The organism is Mesorhizobium sp. B2-4-6 (genome assembly GCF_006442775.1).
Classification (GTDB): Bacteria; Pseudomonadota; Alphaproteobacteria; order Rhizobiales; family Rhizobiaceae; genus Mesorhizobium.
On the sequence record NZ_VFVI01000002.1, the window covers coordinates 462460 to 481692 of the forward strand.

Annotated in this window: 22 protein-coding genes and 1 pseudogene; 9 read left to right on the top strand and 14 right to left on the bottom strand. The window is 64.3% G+C overall.

Annotated features, from left to right (window positions below):
* Positions 1–4 precede the first annotated feature (4 nt).
* A complete protein-coding gene (locus FJ957_RS08120; RefSeq protein ID WP_140830321.1) occupies positions 5–499 on the top strand; it encodes a GNAT family N-acetyltransferase in 495 nt (164 codons plus the stop codon).
* Between the two features lie 2 nt (positions 500–501).
* Complete coding sequence (locus FJ957_RS08125; RefSeq protein WP_140830322.1) at positions 502–1530, top strand: histone deacetylase family protein; 1029 nt, start codon at positions 502–504, stop codon at positions 1528–1530.
* 6 nt (positions 1531–1536) lie between these two features.
* Here the strand turns inward: FJ957_RS08125 and FJ957_RS08130 are convergent, their stop codons facing one another.
* The 4 genes from FJ957_RS08130 to FJ957_RS08145 all read right to left on the bottom strand — a co-directional run bounded on the left by FJ957_RS08130 (position 1537) and on the right by FJ957_RS08145 (position 4856).
* Complete coding sequence (locus tag FJ957_RS08130; RefSeq protein WP_140830324.1) at positions 1537–2805, bottom strand: cysteine desulfurase-like protein; 1269 nt, start codon at positions 2803–2805, stop codon at positions 1537–1539.
* A 34-nt stretch (positions 2806–2839) separates the two neighbouring features.
* Entirely contained in the window at positions 2840–3907 is a 1068-nt protein-coding gene (locus FJ957_RS08135; protein WP_140830326.1) for an aldo/keto reductase, read from the bottom strand.
* A 106-nt stretch (positions 3908–4013) separates the two neighbouring features.
* Complete coding sequence (locus FJ957_RS08140; RefSeq protein WP_140830328.1) at positions 4014–4268, bottom strand: hypothetical protein; 255 nt, start codon at positions 4266–4268, stop codon at positions 4014–4016.
* Positions 4269–4397: 129 nt separating this feature from the next.
* The gene (locus tag FJ957_RS08145; RefSeq protein WP_140830867.1) at positions 4398–4856 is read right to left on the bottom strand and encodes a hypothetical protein; all 459 of its coding nucleotides are present in this window, start codon (positions 4854–4856) and stop codon (positions 4398–4400) included.
* A 96-nt stretch (positions 4857–4952) separates the two neighbouring features.
* Between FJ957_RS08145 and FJ957_RS08150 the strand changes: the two genes are divergently transcribed.
* Both FJ957_RS08150 and FJ957_RS08155 read left to right on the top strand, forming a co-directional pair.
* On the top strand, positions 4953–5246 hold the full coding sequence (locus FJ957_RS08150) for a hypothetical protein (RefSeq protein WP_140830330.1): 294 nt from the start codon (positions 4953–4955) through the stop codon (positions 5244–5246).
* 3 nt (positions 5247–5249) lie between these two features.
* On the top strand, positions 5250–5414 hold the full coding sequence (locus FJ957_RS08155; RefSeq protein ID WP_095765222.1) for a DUF1127 domain-containing protein: 165 nt from the start codon (positions 5250–5252) through the stop codon (positions 5412–5414).
* A gap of 54 nt (positions 5415–5468) precedes the next feature.
* On the opposite strand, the gene FJ957_RS08160 is transcribed toward FJ957_RS08155, so the two are convergent.
* Complete coding sequence (locus FJ957_RS08160; protein ID WP_140830332.1) at positions 5469–5975, bottom strand: DUF1993 family protein; 507 nt, start codon at positions 5973–5975, stop codon at positions 5469–5471.
* Between the two features lie 140 nt (positions 5976–6115).
* Here FJ957_RS08160 and FJ957_RS08165 point away from each other — a divergent pair, with 140 nt between their 5' ends.
* The gene (locus tag FJ957_RS08165; RefSeq protein ID WP_140830335.1) at positions 6116–7165 is read left to right on the top strand and encodes a DUF1176 domain-containing protein; all 1050 of its coding nucleotides are present in this window, start codon (positions 6116–6118) and stop codon (positions 7163–7165) included.
* Positions 7166–7179: 14 nt separating this feature from the next.
* Here FJ957_RS08165 and FJ957_RS08170 read toward each other — a convergent pair whose 3' ends face one another.
* The 7 genes from FJ957_RS08170 to FJ957_RS08200 all read right to left on the bottom strand — a co-directional run bounded on the left by FJ957_RS08170 (position 7180) and on the right by FJ957_RS08200 (position 13549).
* Positions 7180–8067: an alpha/beta fold hydrolase gene (locus FJ957_RS08170; protein ID WP_140830869.1), complete on the bottom strand. Its 888-nt coding sequence runs from the start codon at positions 8065–8067 to the stop codon at positions 7180–7182.
* Between the two features lie 33 nt (positions 8068–8100).
* A complete protein-coding gene (locus FJ957_RS08175; RefSeq protein WP_140830337.1) occupies positions 8101–9717 on the bottom strand; it encodes a molybdopterin-binding/glycosyltransferase family 2 protein in 1617 nt (538 codons plus the stop codon).
* Positions 9714–10418, bottom strand: coding sequence for an XdhC family protein (locus FJ957_RS08180; RefSeq protein ID WP_140830339.1), 705 nt, complete (start codon positions 10416–10418; stop codon positions 9714–9716). The genes FJ957_RS08175 and FJ957_RS08180 overlap by 4 nt, the downstream gene beginning before the upstream one ends.
* 5 nt (positions 10419–10423) lie before the next feature.
* A complete protein-coding gene (locus FJ957_RS08185) occupies positions 10424–10762 on the bottom strand; it encodes an XdhC family protein (RefSeq protein WP_140830341.1) in 339 nt (112 codons plus the stop codon).
* Between the two features lie 83 nt (positions 10763–10845).
* Positions 10846–12096 carry a VWA domain-containing protein gene (locus FJ957_RS08190; RefSeq protein WP_181177367.1) on the bottom strand — a complete coding sequence of 417 codons (1251 nt, stop codon included), beginning with the start codon at positions 12094–12096 and terminating at the stop codon, positions 10846–10848.
* A gap of 5 nt (positions 12097–12101) precedes the next feature.
* Positions 12102–13025 carry a MoxR family ATPase gene (locus FJ957_RS08195; RefSeq protein ID WP_140830343.1) on the bottom strand — a complete coding sequence of 308 codons (924 nt, stop codon included), beginning with the start codon at positions 13023–13025 and terminating at the stop codon, positions 12102–12104.
* Positions 13026–13054: 29 nt separating this feature from the next.
* A complete protein-coding gene (locus FJ957_RS08200) occupies positions 13055–13549 on the bottom strand; it encodes a flavin reductase (RefSeq protein ID WP_140647490.1) in 495 nt (164 codons plus the stop codon).
* A 192-nt stretch (positions 13550–13741) separates the two neighbouring features.
* Here FJ957_RS08200 and FJ957_RS08205 point away from each other — a divergent pair, with 192 nt between their 5' ends.
* Together FJ957_RS08205 and FJ957_RS08210 are read left to right on the top strand one after the other, a co-directional pair.
* Entirely contained in the window at positions 13742–14827 is a 1086-nt protein-coding gene (locus FJ957_RS08205) for a branched-chain amino acid ABC transporter substrate-binding protein (protein ID WP_140830345.1), read from the top strand.
* On the top strand, positions 14827–15843 hold the full coding sequence (locus tag FJ957_RS08210) for a P1 family peptidase (RefSeq protein WP_140830346.1): 1017 nt from the start codon (positions 14827–14829) through the stop codon (positions 15841–15843). Before FJ957_RS08205 ends, FJ957_RS08210 begins: the two co-directional genes overlap by 1 nt.
* 7 nt (positions 15844–15850) lie before the next feature.
* On the opposite strand, the gene FJ957_RS08215 is transcribed toward FJ957_RS08210, so the two are convergent.
* Complete coding sequence (locus tag FJ957_RS08215; RefSeq protein WP_140830348.1) at positions 15851–16108, bottom strand: DUF2171 domain-containing protein; 258 nt, start codon at positions 16106–16108, stop codon at positions 15851–15853.
* A gap of 200 nt (positions 16109–16308) precedes the next feature.
* On the opposite strand from FJ957_RS08215, the pseudogene FJ957_RS08220 reads away from it, so the two are divergent.
* A pseudogene (locus tag FJ957_RS08220) lies at positions 16309–16829 on the top strand (hypothetical protein).
* A gap of 63 nt (positions 16830–16892) precedes the next feature.
* Complete coding sequence (purB, locus tag FJ957_RS08225; RefSeq protein WP_140830350.1) at positions 16893–18200, top strand: adenylosuccinate lyase; 1308 nt, start codon at positions 16893–16895, stop codon at positions 18198–18200.
* A 188-nt stretch (positions 18201–18388) separates the two neighbouring features.
* Here purB and FJ957_RS08230 read toward each other — a convergent pair whose 3' ends face one another.
* Positions 18389–19201 (bottom strand): VOC family protein, encoded by an 813-nt coding sequence (locus FJ957_RS08230; RefSeq protein ID WP_140830351.1) that lies wholly within the window; start codon positions 19199–19201, stop codon positions 18389–18391.
* Positions 19202–19233 lie beyond the last annotated feature (32 nt).

Below are 19233 nucleotides of genomic sequence, written 5' to 3' on the forward strand. Positions count from 1 at the left end.
TTTGATGCCGGCACCGGTCACCCTCCGCCCCGGTCGCATCGAGGACGTCGAAACCATCCACGGCGCCTTGCTCCGTCTCGGCACCCATATCGGCGCGCCGGAAGAGATCCAATCGACGCCCGACGACCTTCGCCGCTACGGCTTCGGTGAAAAGCCCGCCTTCTCGACCGTGATCGCTGAGATCGACGGCGAATTCGCCGGGCTTTGCCTGCATTTCCCGATCTTCTCGACCTGGATGGGCCGGCCGGGCGTCTATGTGCAGGACCTTTACGTCGAGGATCGTTTTCGTGGCCGCCGGGTCGGCGAAAGACTGCTGCGCCGCGTCGCGAAAGAGTGCCGCGCGGCGGGCGGGGTCTATTTGAGGCTGTCCGTCGATACCGACAACGAGACCGCCAAGGCCTTCTACGAAAGACTGGGCATCGGCTGGTCGAGCTACGAGCAGGTGCAGAAGATCGTCGGCGATGCCTTTTTCGCCTTTGCCGATATGCCGGAGGAATGACGATGAAAACCTTTTACGCCGAAGAGCAGAAACGCCATGACCCCAAGGCTTTCCTCTCCAGCGGCGCGCCGCAGCCGAACCCGGAAAAGCCGGAACGGGTCGAGAGATTATTAGCCGGCGCAATATCGGCTGGGTTGACGGTCGAACGCCCGAGGAATCATGGGCTTGGACCGGTTGCGGCGGTGCATACGCCTGAATATCTCGACTTCCTCGAGCACATTTTTCCGCGCTGGCAGCGCATCGATGGTGCCTCGGCGGAAGTCATCCCGAACATTCACCCGATCGCCCGCGACGGCTCCTATCCGGCCTCGGCTGTCGGCCAGGCCGGCTACCACATGGCCGACACTGCCTGCCCGATCTCGGCCGAGACCTGGAACAGCGCGCTGTGGAGCGCCTGGAGCGCGGTGGAGGCCGCTGAAGCGGTGATGGCCGGAGCACCGTCGGCCTATGCGCTTTGCCGTCCGCCGGGCCATCACGCCTTCGCCGATGTCGCCGGCGGCTTCTGCTTCATCAACAATTCGGCGGTCGCGGCGCAGGTGCTGCGCAAGAGCGCCGCCCGGGTGGCCATCCTCGATGTCGATCTGCACCACGGCAACGGCACGCAAGGCATCTTCTATGCCCGGCCCGACGTGCTGACCGTCTCGCTGCATGCCGACCCGGTGCGCTTCTACCCGTTCTTCTGGGGACATGCCGATGAGCGCGGCGAAGGCCTCGGCCTCGGCTACAATCTCAACCTGCCGCTGCCGCGCAAGTCCGGGGACAAGGCTTTCCTGGATGCGCTTGCCGCAGCCTTCCAGCGCATCCGCGCCTTCGCACCGGATGCGCTGGTCGTGGCGCTCGGCCTCGACGCTTTCGAGGGTGATCCGTTCGGCGGCCTGTCGGTGACGACGCCGGGCTTCTCGCGCATCGGCGAGGCGATTGCTGGACTTGGCCTGCCGACGGTCGTCGTCCAGGAAGGCGGCTATCTCTGCGACGCGCTCGGCGACAACCTCACCGCTTTCCTGACCGGTTTCGGCGGCAAACAGCGGTAGACGGGCTTAGGAACGCTGCTGCCGCAGCATCGCGATCACGCGATGCGCGCTCTCCAGCGTCTCGTCGATCTCGGCCGCCGTGTTGTAATGCGCGATGCCGATGCGCACCACGCCCTGCTCGGCCGGTATGCCGAGCTGGTGGACGACCTCCCACGCATAATTGTGGCCTGACCACAGGAAGATATTTTCGGCGTTCATCTGCCGCACGATCGTTTCCGGCTCGATGCCTTCGACGGTGAAGGAAATGGTCGGCACCCGCTCCGCGAGGCGTTGCGGATCGGTGATGCCATGGATGATCAGGCCTTCGATATCAGACAGGCCTTCGATCAGTTGCCGGGCCAGCGCGTTCTCGTAAGCGATCGAGACCTCGAACGCCTTGGCGATCCGCTGCCGCCGCGAGCCGTCCCCGCCGGCGGCAGCGCCGAGATCGGCGAAATAGTCGATTGCCGCCGTCAGCCCGGCCATCAGTTCGATCTGCGGCGTGCCGAGTTCGAACCGTTCGGGCAGGACGTTCGAAGAACAGCGGCATTTGTAGGGTTTCAGCGTATCGAGGACGTCGCGGCGGCCCCACAATATGCCCACATGTGGCCCGAAGAATTTATAGGCCGAGCAGATCAGGAAATCGCAGCCGAGTTCCTGCACGTCGATCAGCCCGTGCGGTGCCAACTGCACGGCATCGACATAGACCAGCGCGCCGGCCTGCCTGGCAATCGCCGTCAGCGCTTTCACGCGATTGATCGAGCCGGTGAGGTTCGAGGCATAGTTCAACGCGACAAGGCGCGTTTTCTCCGAAAGCAGCGCCTTCAGCGCCGCCTCCTCCACCTGCCAGCTCCGCTCGTCGAACGGCAGGAAGCGCACGACCAGGCCGAGATCCTCGGCAAGTTGCAGCCATGGCGAAACATTGCCCTCGTGGTCCATGCGCGTGACGATGATCTCGTCGCCGGCCTTCATCGTGCGGCCGAGCGTGCGCGACATATGGTAGGTCAGCGTCGTCATGTTGGCGCCGATGACGATCTCCTCGGCGCTGGCGGCATTGAGGAAATCGGCCGTCGCCGCATGCGCCCCGTCGACCACTTGCTGCGCCGCGAGCGTCGTTGCGAAGAAACCGCCGAGATTGGCATTGGTCGACAGCAGGCAGCGCGACACCGCCTCCGCCACCGCCAGCGGCACCTGTGTGCCCGCGGGATTGTCGAGATAGATGCGCCGGCGCCCGTCATCGGCCAGCGAAAGCGCCGGAAATCTGCCGCGCACGGCCTCGATCGGAAACTCTGCCATCGTGTCCATCCTCTTGTTTTTTAACGATTCCCGATCACGGGCACGGATTGCCGACACGCTGATGGATGGCGTCGACCGCTTTCTGCATCTCTTCCGTCCAGCTGACGTCGGCCGAGGACAGCGCCATATCGAGCTGCGCGATCGTGGTCGCGCCGACGATGTTCGCGGTCACGAAGGGCCGGCTCGCCACATAGGCGTTGGCGAAAAGTGCCGGCTCCATGCTGAAGGAGCGCGCCAGCTCGGTGTATTCCAGCAGCACTTCCGCCGCATTCGGCGTCTCGTAGCGCTGGCCGCGATTGAAGAGCTGCGAGCGCGAGCCCTGCGGTCGCGCGCCATGATTGTATTTGCCGGTGAGATAGCCCTGTGCAAGCGGCGAATAGGGAAGAAACGCGATCTCCTCGCGCTCGCAGACCTCGGCAAGGTTCACCTCGAAGGTGCGGTTGACGAGGCTGTAAGCGTTCTGCAGCGAGGCGACGCGCGGACCGGTCCCCTTTTCGGCTTCGAAGACGAAGCGCATGACGCCCCAGGAGCTTTCGTTCGAGAGGCCGAGATGGCGTATCTTGCCCGCCTTCACCAGTTCCTCGAAGACGGAGAGCGTTTCGGCAATCGGCGTCTCGTCTCCCGGAGCGCCCGCCGCATCCGCGCGCCGCGCCATCGCTCCGACGCGCGTCGGATTCGAGCCCCACGGAATGTCCCGGTCCGGCCAGTGGATCTGATAGAGGTCGATATAGTCGGTGCCGAGCTTGGCCAGCGATTTCTCGACCGCGTCGAAGATATCCGCGCGCACCAGCTTCGACGGACGATCGCCCCGGAACCACGCGTTGGCCGTTCGTCCGACCACCTTCGAGGCGAGGATGACCTTGTCGCGGCTGCCGTTGGCCTTCATCCAGTTGCCGATGATCCGCTCGGTTCGCCCTTGCGTCTCCGCCTTGGGCGGGATGGGGTAAAGCTCGGCCGTGTCGATGAAATTCACCCCTCGCGAAAACGCCAGATCCATCTGCGCATGGCCTTCGGCCTCGCTGTTCTGCTGGCCCCACGTCATCGAACCGAGACAGATTTGCGAAACAAGGAGATCGGTCCGACCGAGGCGGCGTTTATGCATGGAATGTCTCCGGCGGGAGTTTTTGCGCGAGCTGCGCGGGGAGGAAATTCAAGCATAAAGCAAAGGCCGGAGTTTCTCCAAGCCCCTGTTGGCTCCGGGTGGTGCCTCAGTTTGAATCCCTTAGCCACGGAATAGTCGCGCGGCATTCCTTCTCAGCCGCCTCGGCGGTTTCGTAAAATCCTCCTCCGAAGCCGTTTCCGGAGGACGCCCAATACGCATATCTCTCGTCGAGGCCGTGTTCGCCCTCGTACCAAGCGTCCTCATGGAACGTGAAATAAGCAGCGTCACCTATTTCAAATCTGACGATATTAGCCCGTGCAAGCCGATCATCTCGATAGATCGTTTTGAGTACAGTGCTCATCTCTGCCGCTTTTTGTAAGGCGCGCGCTTTCCAGCTTCGGCATAACGCGCGTCCGTCTTCTCGCAAGGGTTCGCCATCGACCAACCTGAGACGCCGCACGGCTCCGACTTGCGTGACTTGCAGACTGCTCTAACGGCGAGCCCCGGCCAGAGCTCGCCGCTTGGCCTCGTCTATCAGCATATTGGCCACCTGCATGCGGATCATGGCGCGCTGGCGCAGATGCGGCGCGACCCGGTCCGGATGGTTGGCGAAGGCGAACTTGCGGCGGATGCGGCCGAAATCAGCGTTCTTGGCGGGACGGTCGAGACCGAGCTCGCCGGCAATCGCTTCGGGATCGATCGGCGGCAGCTTTTCCTCCGGCCGGTGCTCTTCGCCAGCAAGAGCCAGTTTCGCCTGGTCGAGAAGTGCCGCGAACTCGGCCGCAAGGTCGGCGCCTTGCTCGCGATATTCGGCGGCGGCGCTCTCGCCCGCGACCTTGATGCGGCCGGAATGCAGTTCATCGGCCACGGACAGATAGTCGAACGGGATAGTCGGCCGGGCGCCCTCGTCCTCGCCTTTCTCCGAGGCGACGATCAGGTCGTCGAGCAACGAAGCGAAATCGAGCTTGTTCCCGGTGCCGATCTCAACCTCCCTGTCGTGACGGCATGCATTGATGCCGCCAAACATAGAAGCCTCTCGTTAAAAATGAATGCTGGCGATGTTAACAATTGCCGCTTTTCCGCCGGCAAGACGACATCGGAAAATAAAAAGCCGGACTGCTCTTTCGTGCAGTCCGGCAAGGTCGCCAGGAGTGGCGAGGAAAAAGCCAACCATATGCCGGCACGAGTGCGTACGGTCGAGCGTACCGAAAAGTTTCACGGAAAATCGATTGTGGCGGAAAAAATTTCGTGCGGCATGGCAGCCATGCAATTGCTGCACTGCACAATTTTAACAAATCACCTATATGGTGATGTCGGGAGGACCAACAGGGGCAACTGAGTCATGGGGTTCTTCACTGAAATGTTTGCTCGGCCGCGGCCGCAGGAACACCAGCGTTACCGCTCGGCGCTCGCGCTTCTGAACGCGATGAGCAATGCGGACCGCGCCGATATCGGCATCAAGCCGGCGGATTTTCCGCGCATCGCGCGCGAGATGTCGATCCGCTGAGCTGAACCAAAGAGGTTTCCCGGGACGCCTGGGAAACCTCCAAGCCATTCAAAATCAGCGATTTCCGAGGAAAGTTTGCTTGCCGAGCGGCACGCCATTGTGGCGCAGGATGTCGTAGGCGGTTGTGACGTGGAAGTAGAAATTCGGCGTCGCCACATGCAGCAGGTACTGCAGGCCGGGCAACGTAGCTTCGCGCCCGCGGAGCCTTAATTCGACCGTCCTGTCTTCCGATCCCTCCAGATCGGCCGCTGTAAACGTCGCCAGATGATCGAGCGTCTTGGCGATCCGGGCCTGCAGTTCGGCAAAACTCGCTTCGTTGTCCTCGTATTTCGGCACCTCGCGGCCGGCCAGCCGCGACGGCGCGCCCTTGGCATGGTCGGTTGCGATCTGGACCTGCCTGGTCAGCGCGAACATGTCGGGCGCCAGCCGCGCGATGAGGAACACTTGCGGATCGATCTTGCGCTCGACGGCATTCTGCTCCGCCGCCGTCAAGACGCTGGCCAGCGCTTTCAGCCTGGCCGAAAACACGCCCACCGATATGTCGTACATGGAAATGGTCACGGGTATCTCCCACGCGGCCCCAGCGCCGCGGGCCGTGAACTAGCGCCTCGCGCCACGATTCTTCAAGCGGCCCTGCCCATGGCGTCACCGCGCCGCCGCAATCACCGTGGTAGTATTTTCGTTACCGAGCGGAGGATTCGATGAAAAGAGCCACTTTCGCAGCGATTGTCTTTTTCTCACTGGCCGGCTTCACGCATTCCGCGCCTGCGGCGGATGCGCCCTATATCGATGACCGATCAAGCGCCGATGCGGTCGTCCGCTCGCTTTATAGCGCTATCAACCGCCACGAATTCGCCCGCGCCTGGGGTTATTTCGGCGATACGAAGCCGGCAAAGGACTTTGACGCCTTCGTCAAGGGTTACGACGGCACCGCCAGCGTCGAAGTCAAGACTGGCGCTGTCTCGGAGGACGGCGCTGCCGGCAGCATCTATTACAGCGTCCCGGTCGCCATCCAGGCGACCGACAAGAAGGGCGACGCCAAGGTTTTCGCCGGCTGTTACACGATCCGCCAGGTCAACGCGCAGATCCAGGAACCGCCCTTTCAGCCGATCTTCATCGACAAGGGCGCCTTGAAGCCCTCGACCGAGGATTTCGACAGCGCCGTGCCGGCAAGCTGCGGCGACGGTCCGCCGCCGCCGAAGAAAGACGAAGCGCTGGAGCAGGCCAAGAAGGCCTTCCTCGCCACCTATGGCGACCAGTGCGACAAGCAAGATCCGGACGGCAAGCCGATCGGCGAGCCCGAGACTCATTCGATCCATTACAAGGACAAGGACGCCCAGCCCAACGACCCGGAGCGCGAGACGCGGCTGTTCCGCTTCTTCTGCTCGATGGCCGCCTACAACGAGACGGCGGTCTACTACGTCGCCGACGACGTCAACGGCGTCTCACAGCTGCAGTTCACCGAGCCGGAGCTCGACATCCGCTACGAGAACAACAACAGCGAAGGCAAGGTCGAATCGATCCACGTCATCGGGTTCAAGACCAGCGGCTGGGCGACCAACTCGGACTATGACGACAACACAAAAACCATCACCACATCCGACAAATGGCGTGGTGTGGGGGATGCCTCATCATCGGGAACTTACCTGTTTCGCAACGGCGATTTCTCGCTCGTCCAGTATGACGTCGATGCATCCTATGACGGCGAGCAAAATCCGCAGACCGTCATCGATTACAACACGGCGCCTTGAGCCTCGCGGAAGAGTCAGGGCGCTTTCGTCAGCATCCAGTTGAGCGTGCCGCGCCAGTCGACCATGCGGATCGGCGTGCCGTGCGTGCCGGTCTCGAAGCGCACGAAGCGGGTCGGATAAGACTTCCTGGCGAGGATTGAGCGGAAGAAGGCTTCCTGCTTCTCCACCGGGAAGACCACGTCATGGCTGCCCTGGCCGAAGAACACCGGCACGCGGCGCTTGAAGGCGGGGCTGGTGAGGAAACTGTCGTCCCATAGCGAGCCGAGCAGCAGCAATCCATTGATGCGGCCGCCCGTGTCCTTGCGCGCGGCGAGCTTCCAGCAGATCATGCCGCCCATCGAGCCGCAGGCGACGAAGATTTTCGCGCCCGGCGATTGCTCCGCATAGCGATCGATCAACGCCGCGACCTGCGCCGCGCCCTTGTCGCCGAAATCGGGGAAATCGGGCGAAAGATAGAGACCGTTGTTGGCGGCCATCAGGTTCTTGATGCGGTTGAAATTGCCGCCGAAGGTGAAGTCGTCAACGCCTTGCTTGCGGCTGCCGCCCTGTCCGTGCAGGTAGAGCACGATGATGGAAGCGCCTTGCGTCCTGCCGACCGCGACATGCCTGATATCGCCGGCGTCGGTCTTCAGCATCAGGTCCTGCTGCACCTTGCGCACCCCGGGGTCGGTGTATTGCGCATGCACGCGCCTCTCCGGCACCTCGTCGCGCTGGTTGATGTCACGCGTCTCGCGATAGTCGAGGACGGTGTAGGCGCCGTTATCGCTCGTCGACAGCGTCGCCGGATAAGCGAACAGATCGTCTTTGAACGATTTTAGCGAAAGCGTTTGCCCCTCGGCGGCCGAAACGGAAAGCGCTGTCGCGGCGATCAGGGCGAAGAAAAGTCGGAAACGGAAAGCCATGCCGAGAGCCATGCGAAATTCGGCTCCGCTTTGTCAATCCTGCAGAACGCCGCCCGCCCCTTCCAGCGCCTCGCGCGTGTCGACATCGATCGAGGCGCCCTGCCCGATCTCGACATCGATGACGTCGAGACCCTCGGCTTCGACCAGATGCCGCGCCCCGGTATCGCCCTCGAGTTGCGCGACGGCCGCGAAAAGCGATCGCGGCAAAAGCACCGGATTGCCGCGCTTGCCCTGATGCGAGGCGCGGACCACGGCGTGACCGCCGGCGCGGCGAAACGCATCGATCAGGCTGTCGAGGTGCGTCGACGAAACGCCGGGCATGTCTCCAAGCACGATCATGGCGCCGGCCGCATCGGCCGCGACCCTCGCGATGCCCGCCTTCAACGACGAGGCAAGGCCGTCGACGAAATCGGGATTGTCCGCGAATGTTACGCTAAGCCCACCAAGCGCCGAACGCACGCGCTCGCGCTGATGTCCGGTGACGACGATGGTGCCGGCGGCCTTCGAGCCCAGCGCCCGCCCGGCGGTGCGGCGAACCAGGGGCTCGCCGTCGAACAGCGCCAGGAGCTTGTTCGGCCCGCCCATGCGGCTCGAACGGCCTGCGGCCAGAAGCACGATGTCGACTTTCAGCGCCGACCTTGCCGGCTGCGGCGCCGGCTCGCGTGGCTGCGGCCTGGTCGGGATTTCCATCAAAAGCCCGCCGACGCCCATGCCGGCAATATCGCCTGCCGTCACCTCGAGCCCGGCAACCAGACGATCGAGCACCCAGTCGAAGCCATTCTCCTTCGGGCTGCGCGCGCATCCCGGCGCGCCGACGACACGCTTGCCGTCGAGCGTTCCCAATACAAGCAGATTGCCGGGGTCGACCGGCATGCCCGCGCGGACGACTGTACCGCCTGCGCGCTCGATCGCGGCCGGCACGACATCGGCGAAGTCGCTCATCGCCGATGCCCCGAAAATCACCACCATGTCGTTGTCGCGCGCCAGCTGGGTTGCGGCCGCCGCGACGGGCGCAATCTCGTGCGGCGTGCGCCGTTCGGCCGTCAGCCGGCCGCCGGAACGCGCCAGCCGCGCCTCGGTGACGCGCAGCGTCTTGTCGAGCACGCTCGGCTTGACGCCGGGAAGCACCGTCTGGATGACGCCGACGGTGATGGGGCGATAGGCGTTGACGGCAAAGATCTCGCGACCGGCGCAGATCCTCGCCACGTTGTCCACCAGGCTTGCGGCGACGGCAAAGGGGATGATCTTCACAGTCGCCACCATCTGGTCCTTCTCGACCGGCGCATGCTGCGCCAGCGTCGCGATGGTGATGGCCGGGTCGATGGCATTGATGGCGTCGATCATATCGGCGTCGACGGTAAAGACGCCTGCGGCTCCCGCATGCAAATTCACCCGCCCGGTCGCGGCCGGCTTGACCTCGATGTTGCGGTGGCTCATGGCGGCGGCGATCCTGGCGGCGGCGGCATCCTCGCCGAGATCGTCCGCGGCAAGAACCGCAGCGACGACTTCGCCGACGCCCGCGGCTTTGAGCGCCGCGATGTCCTCACGGCTCAGCCGGTGCGCCTTGCGAAACCGTTTTTCACCGGCGGTGGTCGCATGCGCCAGCACCGCCCCTTCCGCCTCATCGATCGGAACTGGTCCGAATTTCACGCCACGGCGCCTTTTGCTTCGAGACCGCGCGAGCGGAAGGCGTGGATGGTCTGCGCCAGGACGGCGACGGCGATTTCGGCCGGACTGGCAGCACCGATATCGAGGCCGATCGGCGCGTGGATGCGGGCGATCTGGTCGGCGCCGGCGCCGAGCGCCAGCAGGCGTTCGACACGCTTGGCGTGAGTCTTGCGGCTGCCGAGCGCCCCGACATAGAAGCACCGGGCGTCGAGCGCCGCCTTCAGCGCGAAATCGTCGATCTTCGGATCGTGGGTGACGGCGGCAAGCGCCGCATAGCTGTCGAGCGGCGCGCGCTCCAGCACATCCTGCGGCCATTCGGCATGCAGCGCGACATCGGGAAACCGTTCCGGGGTGGCGAAGGCGGTGCGCGGATCGATGATCTCGACCGGATAGCCGGCGATCCTCGCCATCGGCGCCAGCGCCTGGCTGATATGCACGGCGCCGACCACCACGAGGCGCGGTCGCGGCAGATGCGCGTTGAGAAAGAAGGTCCGCCCTTCCGCCTCCACCGACCTTGAATTACCGGTGCGGAACGCATCGGCGATTGCCGCCCCGAGATCGCCCGCAACATGGTCGCCCTCGCGCACGATGCGGTCTCGGCCGTCGCCAAGGTCGGTGACAAGTATCGCGGCGCGGCGGGCGCGGCGTTCTTCGTTGAGCGTCTTCAGGACATACGGATCCACGATGGTCAGCCCAGCCTTTCGACATAGACCTTGATGCGGCCGCCGCAGGAAAGGCCCACCTGCCAGGCGGTTTCGTCGGCGACGCCGAACTCCAACATCTTCGCCTTACCCGAATCGATGACGTCAATCGCCTCGGTCACCACGGCGCCCTCGACACAACCACCGGAGACCGAGCCATGGAAATTCCCATCGGCGTCGATGGCCAGATGGCTGCCGACCGGACGCGGCGCCGAACCCCAGGTCTCGACCACGGTCGCGATGGCGACATCCTTGCCGTCCTTCATCCAGCCTTCCGCGATGATCAGGGGATCGCGGGCTTCATCGAGATAAATGCTCTCATCCATCGTCGCTTCTCACATAGTCTGTTTTTCAAGGGAAACTTTAGTTTTCCCTAAGGGAAACGTTACGTCCCCAAGGAAACATATGGCTATGCGGCCTGCCTCCCGCCAGTTCGCAGCCAGCGGCGCGGATCGACCGAAGCCGCCGGCCGCTGGTCGAGCGAGGCGCAAAGATCGGCCAGCGCATCGAGATTGTGCACCGTCCGGAACTCGTCGACATGCGGCAGCATCGCCTTGACGCCGCGGGCGCGCGCCTCAAACCCGTCGAAGCGCAACAGCGGATTGAGCCAGATCAGCCGCCGGCAGGATTTATGCAGCCGCTCCATCTCCTGCGAAAGGCCGGTGACGTCGTCGCGCTCCAGCCCGTCGGTGATGAGGAGCACAACCGCGCCCTGCCCGAGCACGCGCCGCGACCACAACCGGTTGAACTCGGCGAGCGTGTCGCCGATGCGGGTGCCGCCCGACCAGTCCTTCACCGCCGCCGAGCAATCGGCCAGCGCCTCGTCCGGATCGCGATGGCGCATCTGGCGGGTCAGGTTGGTCAGCCGCGTGCCGAAGACGAAGGCATGCACGCGCCGGCGTTTTTCCGTCAATGCGTGCAGGAAATGCAGGAAGATGCGCGTGTACTGGCTCATCGAGCCGGAAATGTCGGCCAGCACCACCAGTGGCGGATGCACTTCGCGCGGCGACCGGAATTTTGGCAGGATAAGCTCACCGCCGGTGCGGGCGGCCGAGCGCATCATGGCGCGCGGATCGATGCGGCGCCCCTGCGCGGCGGCCTTGAAGCGCCGCGTGCGGATCAGATCGAAGGGTAGGCGCAAGGCCGCGATCGCCTTTTTGGCACCGGCCATTTCCGCTGCATCCATCTGCGCAAAATCCTTGCCCCGCAGCACCTCGTTGCCGGAAAAGGTGAGGCGCGCATCGACTTCGATCTCCGGCACTTCGCGTACGGGCTGGTTCTTCCGATGGCCTTCGAACATCGCCTGGCTGACCCGGTTCTCGGCCGTGCGCGGCTTCTGCTTTTCGCGGTCGTCCGGCGCGACCGGCGAAAACATCGCCAGCAGCTTCTCGATCAACTCACGCGATTTCCAGAACAGGCGGAAGGCCTCGTCGAAGACAGGATGATCCTCGTGCCGCGAGACGAGCACCGCATGCAGCGTCCAATAGAAATCGTCGCGCGAGCCGATGCCGGCAGCGAGCACCGCCTCGATGGCGTCTTTCACCGAGGCCGGGCCAACGCGCATGCCGGCCTTGCGCAGCGCCCGCGCGAAATAGACGATGTTGTCGGCGATGCGCCCGTCAGCCGTCGCCTCCCTGGGTTCCGGACGCGGCAACGGCATCGCGCCTACTCCGCCGCCGAAAGCTCGGCCTTCACCTCATTGAGGATGCGCCGGCCCTCGCCCTCGCCGATAAGGGCGATGTCGTCCTGGTACTTCAAGAGCACGCCGATCGTGTCCGACACGGTCTCCGGATCGAGCGCCACCTTGTCGAGTTCTGTCAGCGCGCCGGCCCAATCGATGGTTTCGGCGACGCCAGGCGCCTTGAACAGCTCGACCTGGCGCAGCTTCTGGATGAAGGACACGACCTCCGCCGACAGCCGGCGGTTCGCCTGCGGCACCTTGCGGCGCACGATCTCCAGTTCGCGCTCGGCATTCGGGTAATCGACCCAATGATAGAGGCAGCGACGCTTCAGCGCGTCGTGGATCTCGCGCGTGCGGTTGGTTGTGATGATGACGATCGGCGGCTCTTCCGCCTTGATCGTGCCGAGCTCCGGGACGGTCACCTGGAAGTCCGACAGGATTTCGAGCAGGAACGCCTCGAACGCTTCGTCCGTGCGGTCCAGTTCGTCGATGAGGAACACCGGCGCCTCGCCCGCCTTGCCGGTCAGCGCATCGAGCACCGGACGGCGGATCAGGTATTTCTCGGAAAAGACGTTCCGCTCCATGTCGGAGCGCACGACCTTGCCCGCCGCCTCCTCCATGCGAATCTCGATCATCTGCGCGGCATAATTCCATTCATAGACGGCCGAGGAGACGTCGAGCCCTTCATAGCATTGCAGGCGGATCAGCCGGCGACCAAGCGCGTCGGCCAGGACCTTGGCGATCTCGGTCTTGCCGACACCCGCCTCGCCTTCGAGGAACAAGGGCCGCTTCATGCGCAGCGATAAAAACAGCACGGTCGCCAGCGAACGGTCCGCGACATAATCCGCGCCGGTCAAAAGATCGAGCGTTTCGTCGATCGATCTCGGCGCGGGGCGCGGCGCGGTCATCTTGTCTCCGTGGATCCCGCTTGCCCGTTTCAAAGAAAATGGTAGCCGCGGTTGTGGTAGATCAGCGGGCGCAAATTATCGCCGATGCGCAGGCCTGTCACCTTGCCAAAAAGCACACGGTGGGTGGCAAGGTCCTTGGCATCGATGATCTCGCAGTCGAACACCGCAAGGGCGCCTTTCAGCGTCGGCGCGCCGGTCGAGATCACGTCCCACTCGGCAAGCGCGAAGCGCTCCTCTGCCGGCAGGCCGGTGACGCCCGAAAAGCCGACCGAGACGGCTTCCTGGTCCGATGCGAGCGTGTTGAGCGCGAACTTGCCGTTCTTGACGAAAGCTTCGTTCTTGGCGTTCTCGCGGTTGAGGCAAACCAGCACCGTCGGCGGCGTGTCCGAAACCGAACAGGCGGCGATCACCGTCGCGCCCCTCTTGCCGCCGGGCCCGTCCGTCGTCACCACATGCACATGGCCGGCAAAATGCGCCATCGCATCGCGATAGTGCTGCGGCCCGATATCATTGATCTTCAGCACCCGATAATCCACCTGTCGGAACCAGTTCGTTATATATGGCGGCATATTGCATGCCACAAGTTGCATAGCACGGGCGAAGTGCTTGACTGCAATCCGCAAATTCGCGTGTTGCGCGGCGCTTAGCCAGCCTTTAGGTCTTTCTTGGAATAGTGTCGGAACCATACGCCCGGCACGGAGGACCTCTTCGCCCGAATGCGCCTTCTGACGACGACAATAGCCGCGCTGACGACGGCGATAGCCGCGTTGTTTTGGCTGGCAGCCAACGCCGACGCCGAGACGCTGGTCGGCGTTGCCGCGCCGCTTTCCGGTCCATCGGCGATCCTCGGCAAACAGGTCGAGGCCGGCGCCGGCCTGGCAGCCGAGGCAAACGGCATCGCGTTCAAGGCCGTCGACGATGCCTGCACCGCCGAGGGCGGCGCCGCGGCGGCAAGGGAATTCGTCGACGCCAAGGCCAATGTCGTGGTCGGCTTCCTCTGCACAGAGGCGATCGAGGCGGCGCTGCCGATCCTGAAGGACGCCAACATACCGGTGATCACCGTCGGCGTGCGCACCGAAGGCCTGACCGACCGGCGCGCCAAGACCGGTTGGCCGGTCTACCGGCTCGGCCCGCGCGGCGACGATGAGCGCAACGCGGTCGCCGCCAAGCTCACCCAGCTCTGGCGCGACGACCTGTTCGCCATCGTCGACGACGGCACCATCTATGGCCGCGAGATCGCCGAGACCTTTCGCGCCGCGGCCGAGCAGGCGGCGCTGAAACCTGCCTTCGTCGACACGTTCCGGCCGCAGCTCGACAACCAGATCGGACTGGTCGGCCGGCTGAAGAAGGCCGGCGCGACAAAGGTGTTTGCCGGCGGCGACGGCGACGACATCGCTATCATGGGCCGCGACGCCGCCCAGCTCGATGCCGGCATCACCTTTGCCGGCGGCGAGAACCTGCGTACGCCGCAGGGCGATGTGCCCTACACCGTCGGCACGCTGATGATCGCCCCACCGGAATGGTCGGAGGTCGCCGATCCCAACGTGGTGCAGGCTTTCACCGCGAAGAACATCGTGCCCGACGGCTACACGCTGCCGGCCTATGCGGCGGTCGAGGTCGCCAAGGCCGCGACAGCCGATGCGGAAAGCTCCGGCCAGCCACTCGCCGATGCGCTGACCGGCCATGATTTCACCACCGCGATCGGCACCATTCGCTTCGACGACAAGGGCGACCTCAGCCAGAACCCGTTCCGCGTCTTCCGCTTCGACGGCACGCATTTCGTACCGCTGGAGGACAAGTGATGTTCCGCACCGGATCGCGCAACCTCATCACCGACGTTGCCGGCCTTCGCGTCGGCAATACAGCCGATAGCAAGTTGAAATCCGGCGTCACGGTGGTGCTGTGCGATGAACCCGCCGTGGCCGGCTTCCAGGTGCTGGGCGGCGCGCCGGGCACGCGCGAGACCGATCTGCTCGAGCCGCAGAATTCGATCGCGACGGTCCATGCCATCGTTCTGTCCGGCGGCTCGGCCTTTGGCCTCGACGCCGCCTCCGGCGTGCAGGCGGCGCTGCGCGAAAAGGATATCGGTGTCGAGGTCGGCGGTTTCCGCGTGCCGATCGTGCCGGCCGCGATCCTGTTCGACCTGCGCAACGGCGGCGACAAGGATTGGGGCCGTTATCCGCCCTATCGCGACCTCGGTTATGAGGCTGTCCAGGCGGCGACAGTGGATTTCGAAATCGGCACGGCTGGCGCCGGCACTGGCGCGCTGACCTCCGGGCTGAAAGGCGGGCTGGGCTCGGCCTCGACGGTGCTCGACAGCGGCGTCACCATCGGCGCGCTTGCCGCCGTCAACCCGACCGGTTCGGTGACGGTCGGCCGCAGCCGCCATTTCTGGGCAGCGCCCTTCGAGATCGGCGACGAGTTCGGCGGCCTGGGTTATCCCGCGCCGATGCCCGAAGAGGCCAGGAAGATCCTGCTGAAATACCGCGACAGACGCGTCGGCGGGCATGGGGAAGCCGGCAGCACCACCATCGCCGTCATCGCCACGGATGCCGTCATGACCAAGGCCGCGGCCAAGCGGCTGGCGATCTCGGCGCATGACGGCTTCGCCCGCGCCATCTGGCCGACGCATACGCCGGCCGACGGCGATCTGGTGTTCGCGCTGGCGACGGGCCGGAGCGGAAGAGAACTCGGCGCCGACGCCGCGATCGATCTGTTCGCGGCGGCCGGCGCCACCATGGCGCGCGCGATCAGCCGCGGCGTATATGCCGCGACACCCGCGAACGGCGACCTGTTTCCGGTCTGGTCGTCGCGTTGACGGCTAATCAAGTCGGATCGGATTTCTCTTCCTCGAAGGTAACGGCGACATCGGAATTCGCGGAGAGCCATACCTTCTGCCCGTCGATCTCCGCGACCAGGGCAAGCGAAATGTAGTGGTGATGGCCCTTGTGCGAGCCCATGCCGCTGTCAGCCTTGGTCAGCTTGATCCGGTCACCCTCGACCTTGTCGACGGAGCCGATATGGACGCCATCGGCGCCTATCACTTCCATATGTCCGCGTATCTTGCTGATGTCGGTGCTCATGCTGGTCCTCCGCTGGATGGCGATTTGCCCTTTCGGATGCGAGACGGCCGACAATAACAAATGAACGCCAGATTGGATGCATCGCACGGCACGTCTCGTTCACCATGACGTGATAGCCATGACGCTGATGAGACAGATGTCATGCAGATGACGCCCAGCCTGCCCGGCCATCCGACGCGCGATACGGCTTGCCGCCCATGATGCCGCTGCAGCAAGTTCCCTTGCGCCACGGTCTCACGGATCGGTTGCGCGCCGCCGCTCCGTCGGCAAGCGAGGCTGTTGTTGGAACTTTGCTCTGGGGCGCCGCCATGGGTGCGAGTGCGCAGGCAAATCTTCTGCTGGCCGCCTGGGAGACGCCCGACAGGATCCGCTTTGTCGCGCTGCTTTATGGTCTTGGCGGCGTGCTTGCCTTTCCAGTTGGGCTGGCGCTGGCCAGACTGGTTTCTCGCGGCCGTCTTTGGGAAACAGCCTTCGCCGCGGCATTCGTGTCGCTTCTGGCGGCAACGCTCGCCTTCACCGGCGGCCTGTTCGCGCTGCAATATCGCTCCTACTATGCCGCATGGCACGCGCCGGCGTTCACGCTGACCTGGGCGTTCGAATTCGCCTCACCATGCTGACCGCCCTCTATCAGTTCGTCGTGCTCGGCGTGCAGCTCTATTTTCCGCTGGGTTTTGCAGCGCTTGTCGCGGCAAGTATCTGGTTTGCGCGGCAGCGGCGTTGAGCATCGGGCCCGCCTCTGTTAGGACGCGGCCAACGCTTTTTCCCATCAGGACTCAAAAAACGGATGATCCCTCGCTATTCCCGGCCGGAAATGGTCGCCATCTGGTCGCCCGAAACCCGCTTCCGCATCTGGTTCGAGATCGAGGCGCATGCCTGCGATGCGCTGGCGGAGTTAGGCGTCATTCCGAAGGAAGCGGCAAGGACCATCTGGGAGAAAGGCGGCGCTGCCAAATTCGACGTCGCCAAGATCGACGAGATCGAGCGCGTGACCAAGCATGACGTCATCGCTTTCCTGACCCATCTCGCCGAATTCATCGGACCGGATGCCCGCTTCATCCACCAGGGCATGACGTCGTCGGACGTGCTCGACACCTGTCTTGCCGTGCAGTTGACGCGGGCCAGCGACATCCTGCTTGCCGATATAGACGCCCTGCTCGCGGCGCTGAAGCGCCGTGCTTTCGAGCACAAGGACACCGTCACCATGGGCCGCAGCCACGGCATCCATGCGGAGCCGACCACCTTCGGCGTCAAGCTGGCGCAGGCCTATGCCGAATTCTCGCGCTGCCGCGAGCGGCTGGTGCACGCGCGGGAAGACATCGCCACCTGCGCCATTTCCGGCGCGGTCGGCACTTTCGCCAACATCGAGCCTTATGTCGAAGAGCATGTGGCGGCAAAGCTTGGGCTGAAGCCGGAACCGGTGTCCACCCAGGTCATCCCGCGCGACCGCCATGCCATGTTCTTTGCCACGCTCGGCGTCATCGCATCCTCGGTCGAACGCCTCGCGGTCGAAATCCGCCATCTGCAGCGCACCGAGGTGCTGGAAGCGGAAGAGTATTTCTCGCCGGGGCAGAAGGGCTCGTCGGCGATGCCGCACAAGCGCAACCCGGTGCTGACCGAGAATCTCACCGGCCTTGCCCGCATGGTGCGTTCGATGGCGTTGCCGGCCATGGAAGACGTGGCGCTCTGGCACGAGCGTGACATTTCGCATTCCTCGGTCGAGCGCATGATCGGGCCGGACGCGACGGTGACGCTGGACTTCGCGCTGGCGCGCCTGACGGGCGTCGTCGACAAGCTGCTCGTCTACCCCGAGAACATGGAGAAGAACCTCAACAAGTTCCGCGGGCTGGTGCACTCGCAGCGCGTGCTTCTGGCGCTGACCCAGGCCGGCCTGTCGCGCGAGGACTCCTACCGCCTGGTGCAGCGCAACGCCATGAAGGTCTGGGAACACGGCGCCGATTTCCTTGAGGAACTGCTTGCCGACAAGGATGTGACGGCCGCGCTATCTGAAGCAGATATCCGCGAGAAATTCGATCTCGGCTATCACACCAAGCATGTCGACACGATCTTCAGGCGGGTGTTCGGGAAAGCTTGATCTTTCCTTCGCCCCGTCTCTATACGGGGAGAAGGTGCCCGAAGGGCGGATGAGGGGCGGCGCCGACTTCGGTGACTATCGCACCCGTCTGTCGTGAAACATCCTGACGCCGGCGCTGCCCCGCATTGCCCTGCCGGGCATTTCTCCCGTATAGTGACGGGGAGAAAGACGCTGTCACCGACGCCCGGTCAAGCCTTCCCAGGCACAGCCCTGATCGCCGTGCCCCACGGGTCCTCTCGGCTCGTCTCTTCCTTCACATTGTCCGAACGCATCTCGACCCAGGCGAGGCCCGAGCGGGAGGGGTCGCGGCGGCCGGCACCGGCGCTCTGCCAGGCATTGGCGCCGATATGATGGTGGTAATGGCCGGACGACAGGAACACCGCCTGGCCGCCATATTTCGCCACCGTGTCGAAGCCGAACTGGTCATGCCACCAGGTCTCCGCATCTTCCGGCCGCCCGACGCGCAGATGCACATGGCCGACAACGGTGTTTTCCGGTGCGCCTTGCCAGCCCGCATCGCCCGCCGGCACGCTGCCCACCACCGCCGGCAGGTTCAACCGCTCGGTCGCCATGGCGATCTTGTCGCCGTTCCACTTCCAGTCCTGCGGGCGGCGGTCGGCATAGATCTCGATGCCATTGCCCTCCGGGTCGGTCAGGTAAAGCGCCTCGCTGACCAGATGGTCGGAAGCGCCCTCGATACCGATGCGGCTGGCGGCGGCGTGGCTGATCCAGCGGCCAAGATCGGCGCGCGATGGCAAAAGGAAAGCGGTGTGGAAAAGCCCGGCGCTGCGCGGATCGTCCGGCTTGGCCGAAGAATCCTGTTCAAGCACCAGCAGCGGCCGGTTGGCGGCGCCAAGCGTGATCGCGCCATCGGCGCGGCTCAATTCCTGCAGGCCGACGACCGCGCGATAATAGGCAGCAAGGCTCTCGGCGTCCCGCGCCTTCAGCCCGACACGCGAAACGCTGACCGGGGTGGTCGCGGCAAAAGGCAGTTCGCTCATCAAACTCTCCGTTCGGGCGTCGCCTCTTCCCG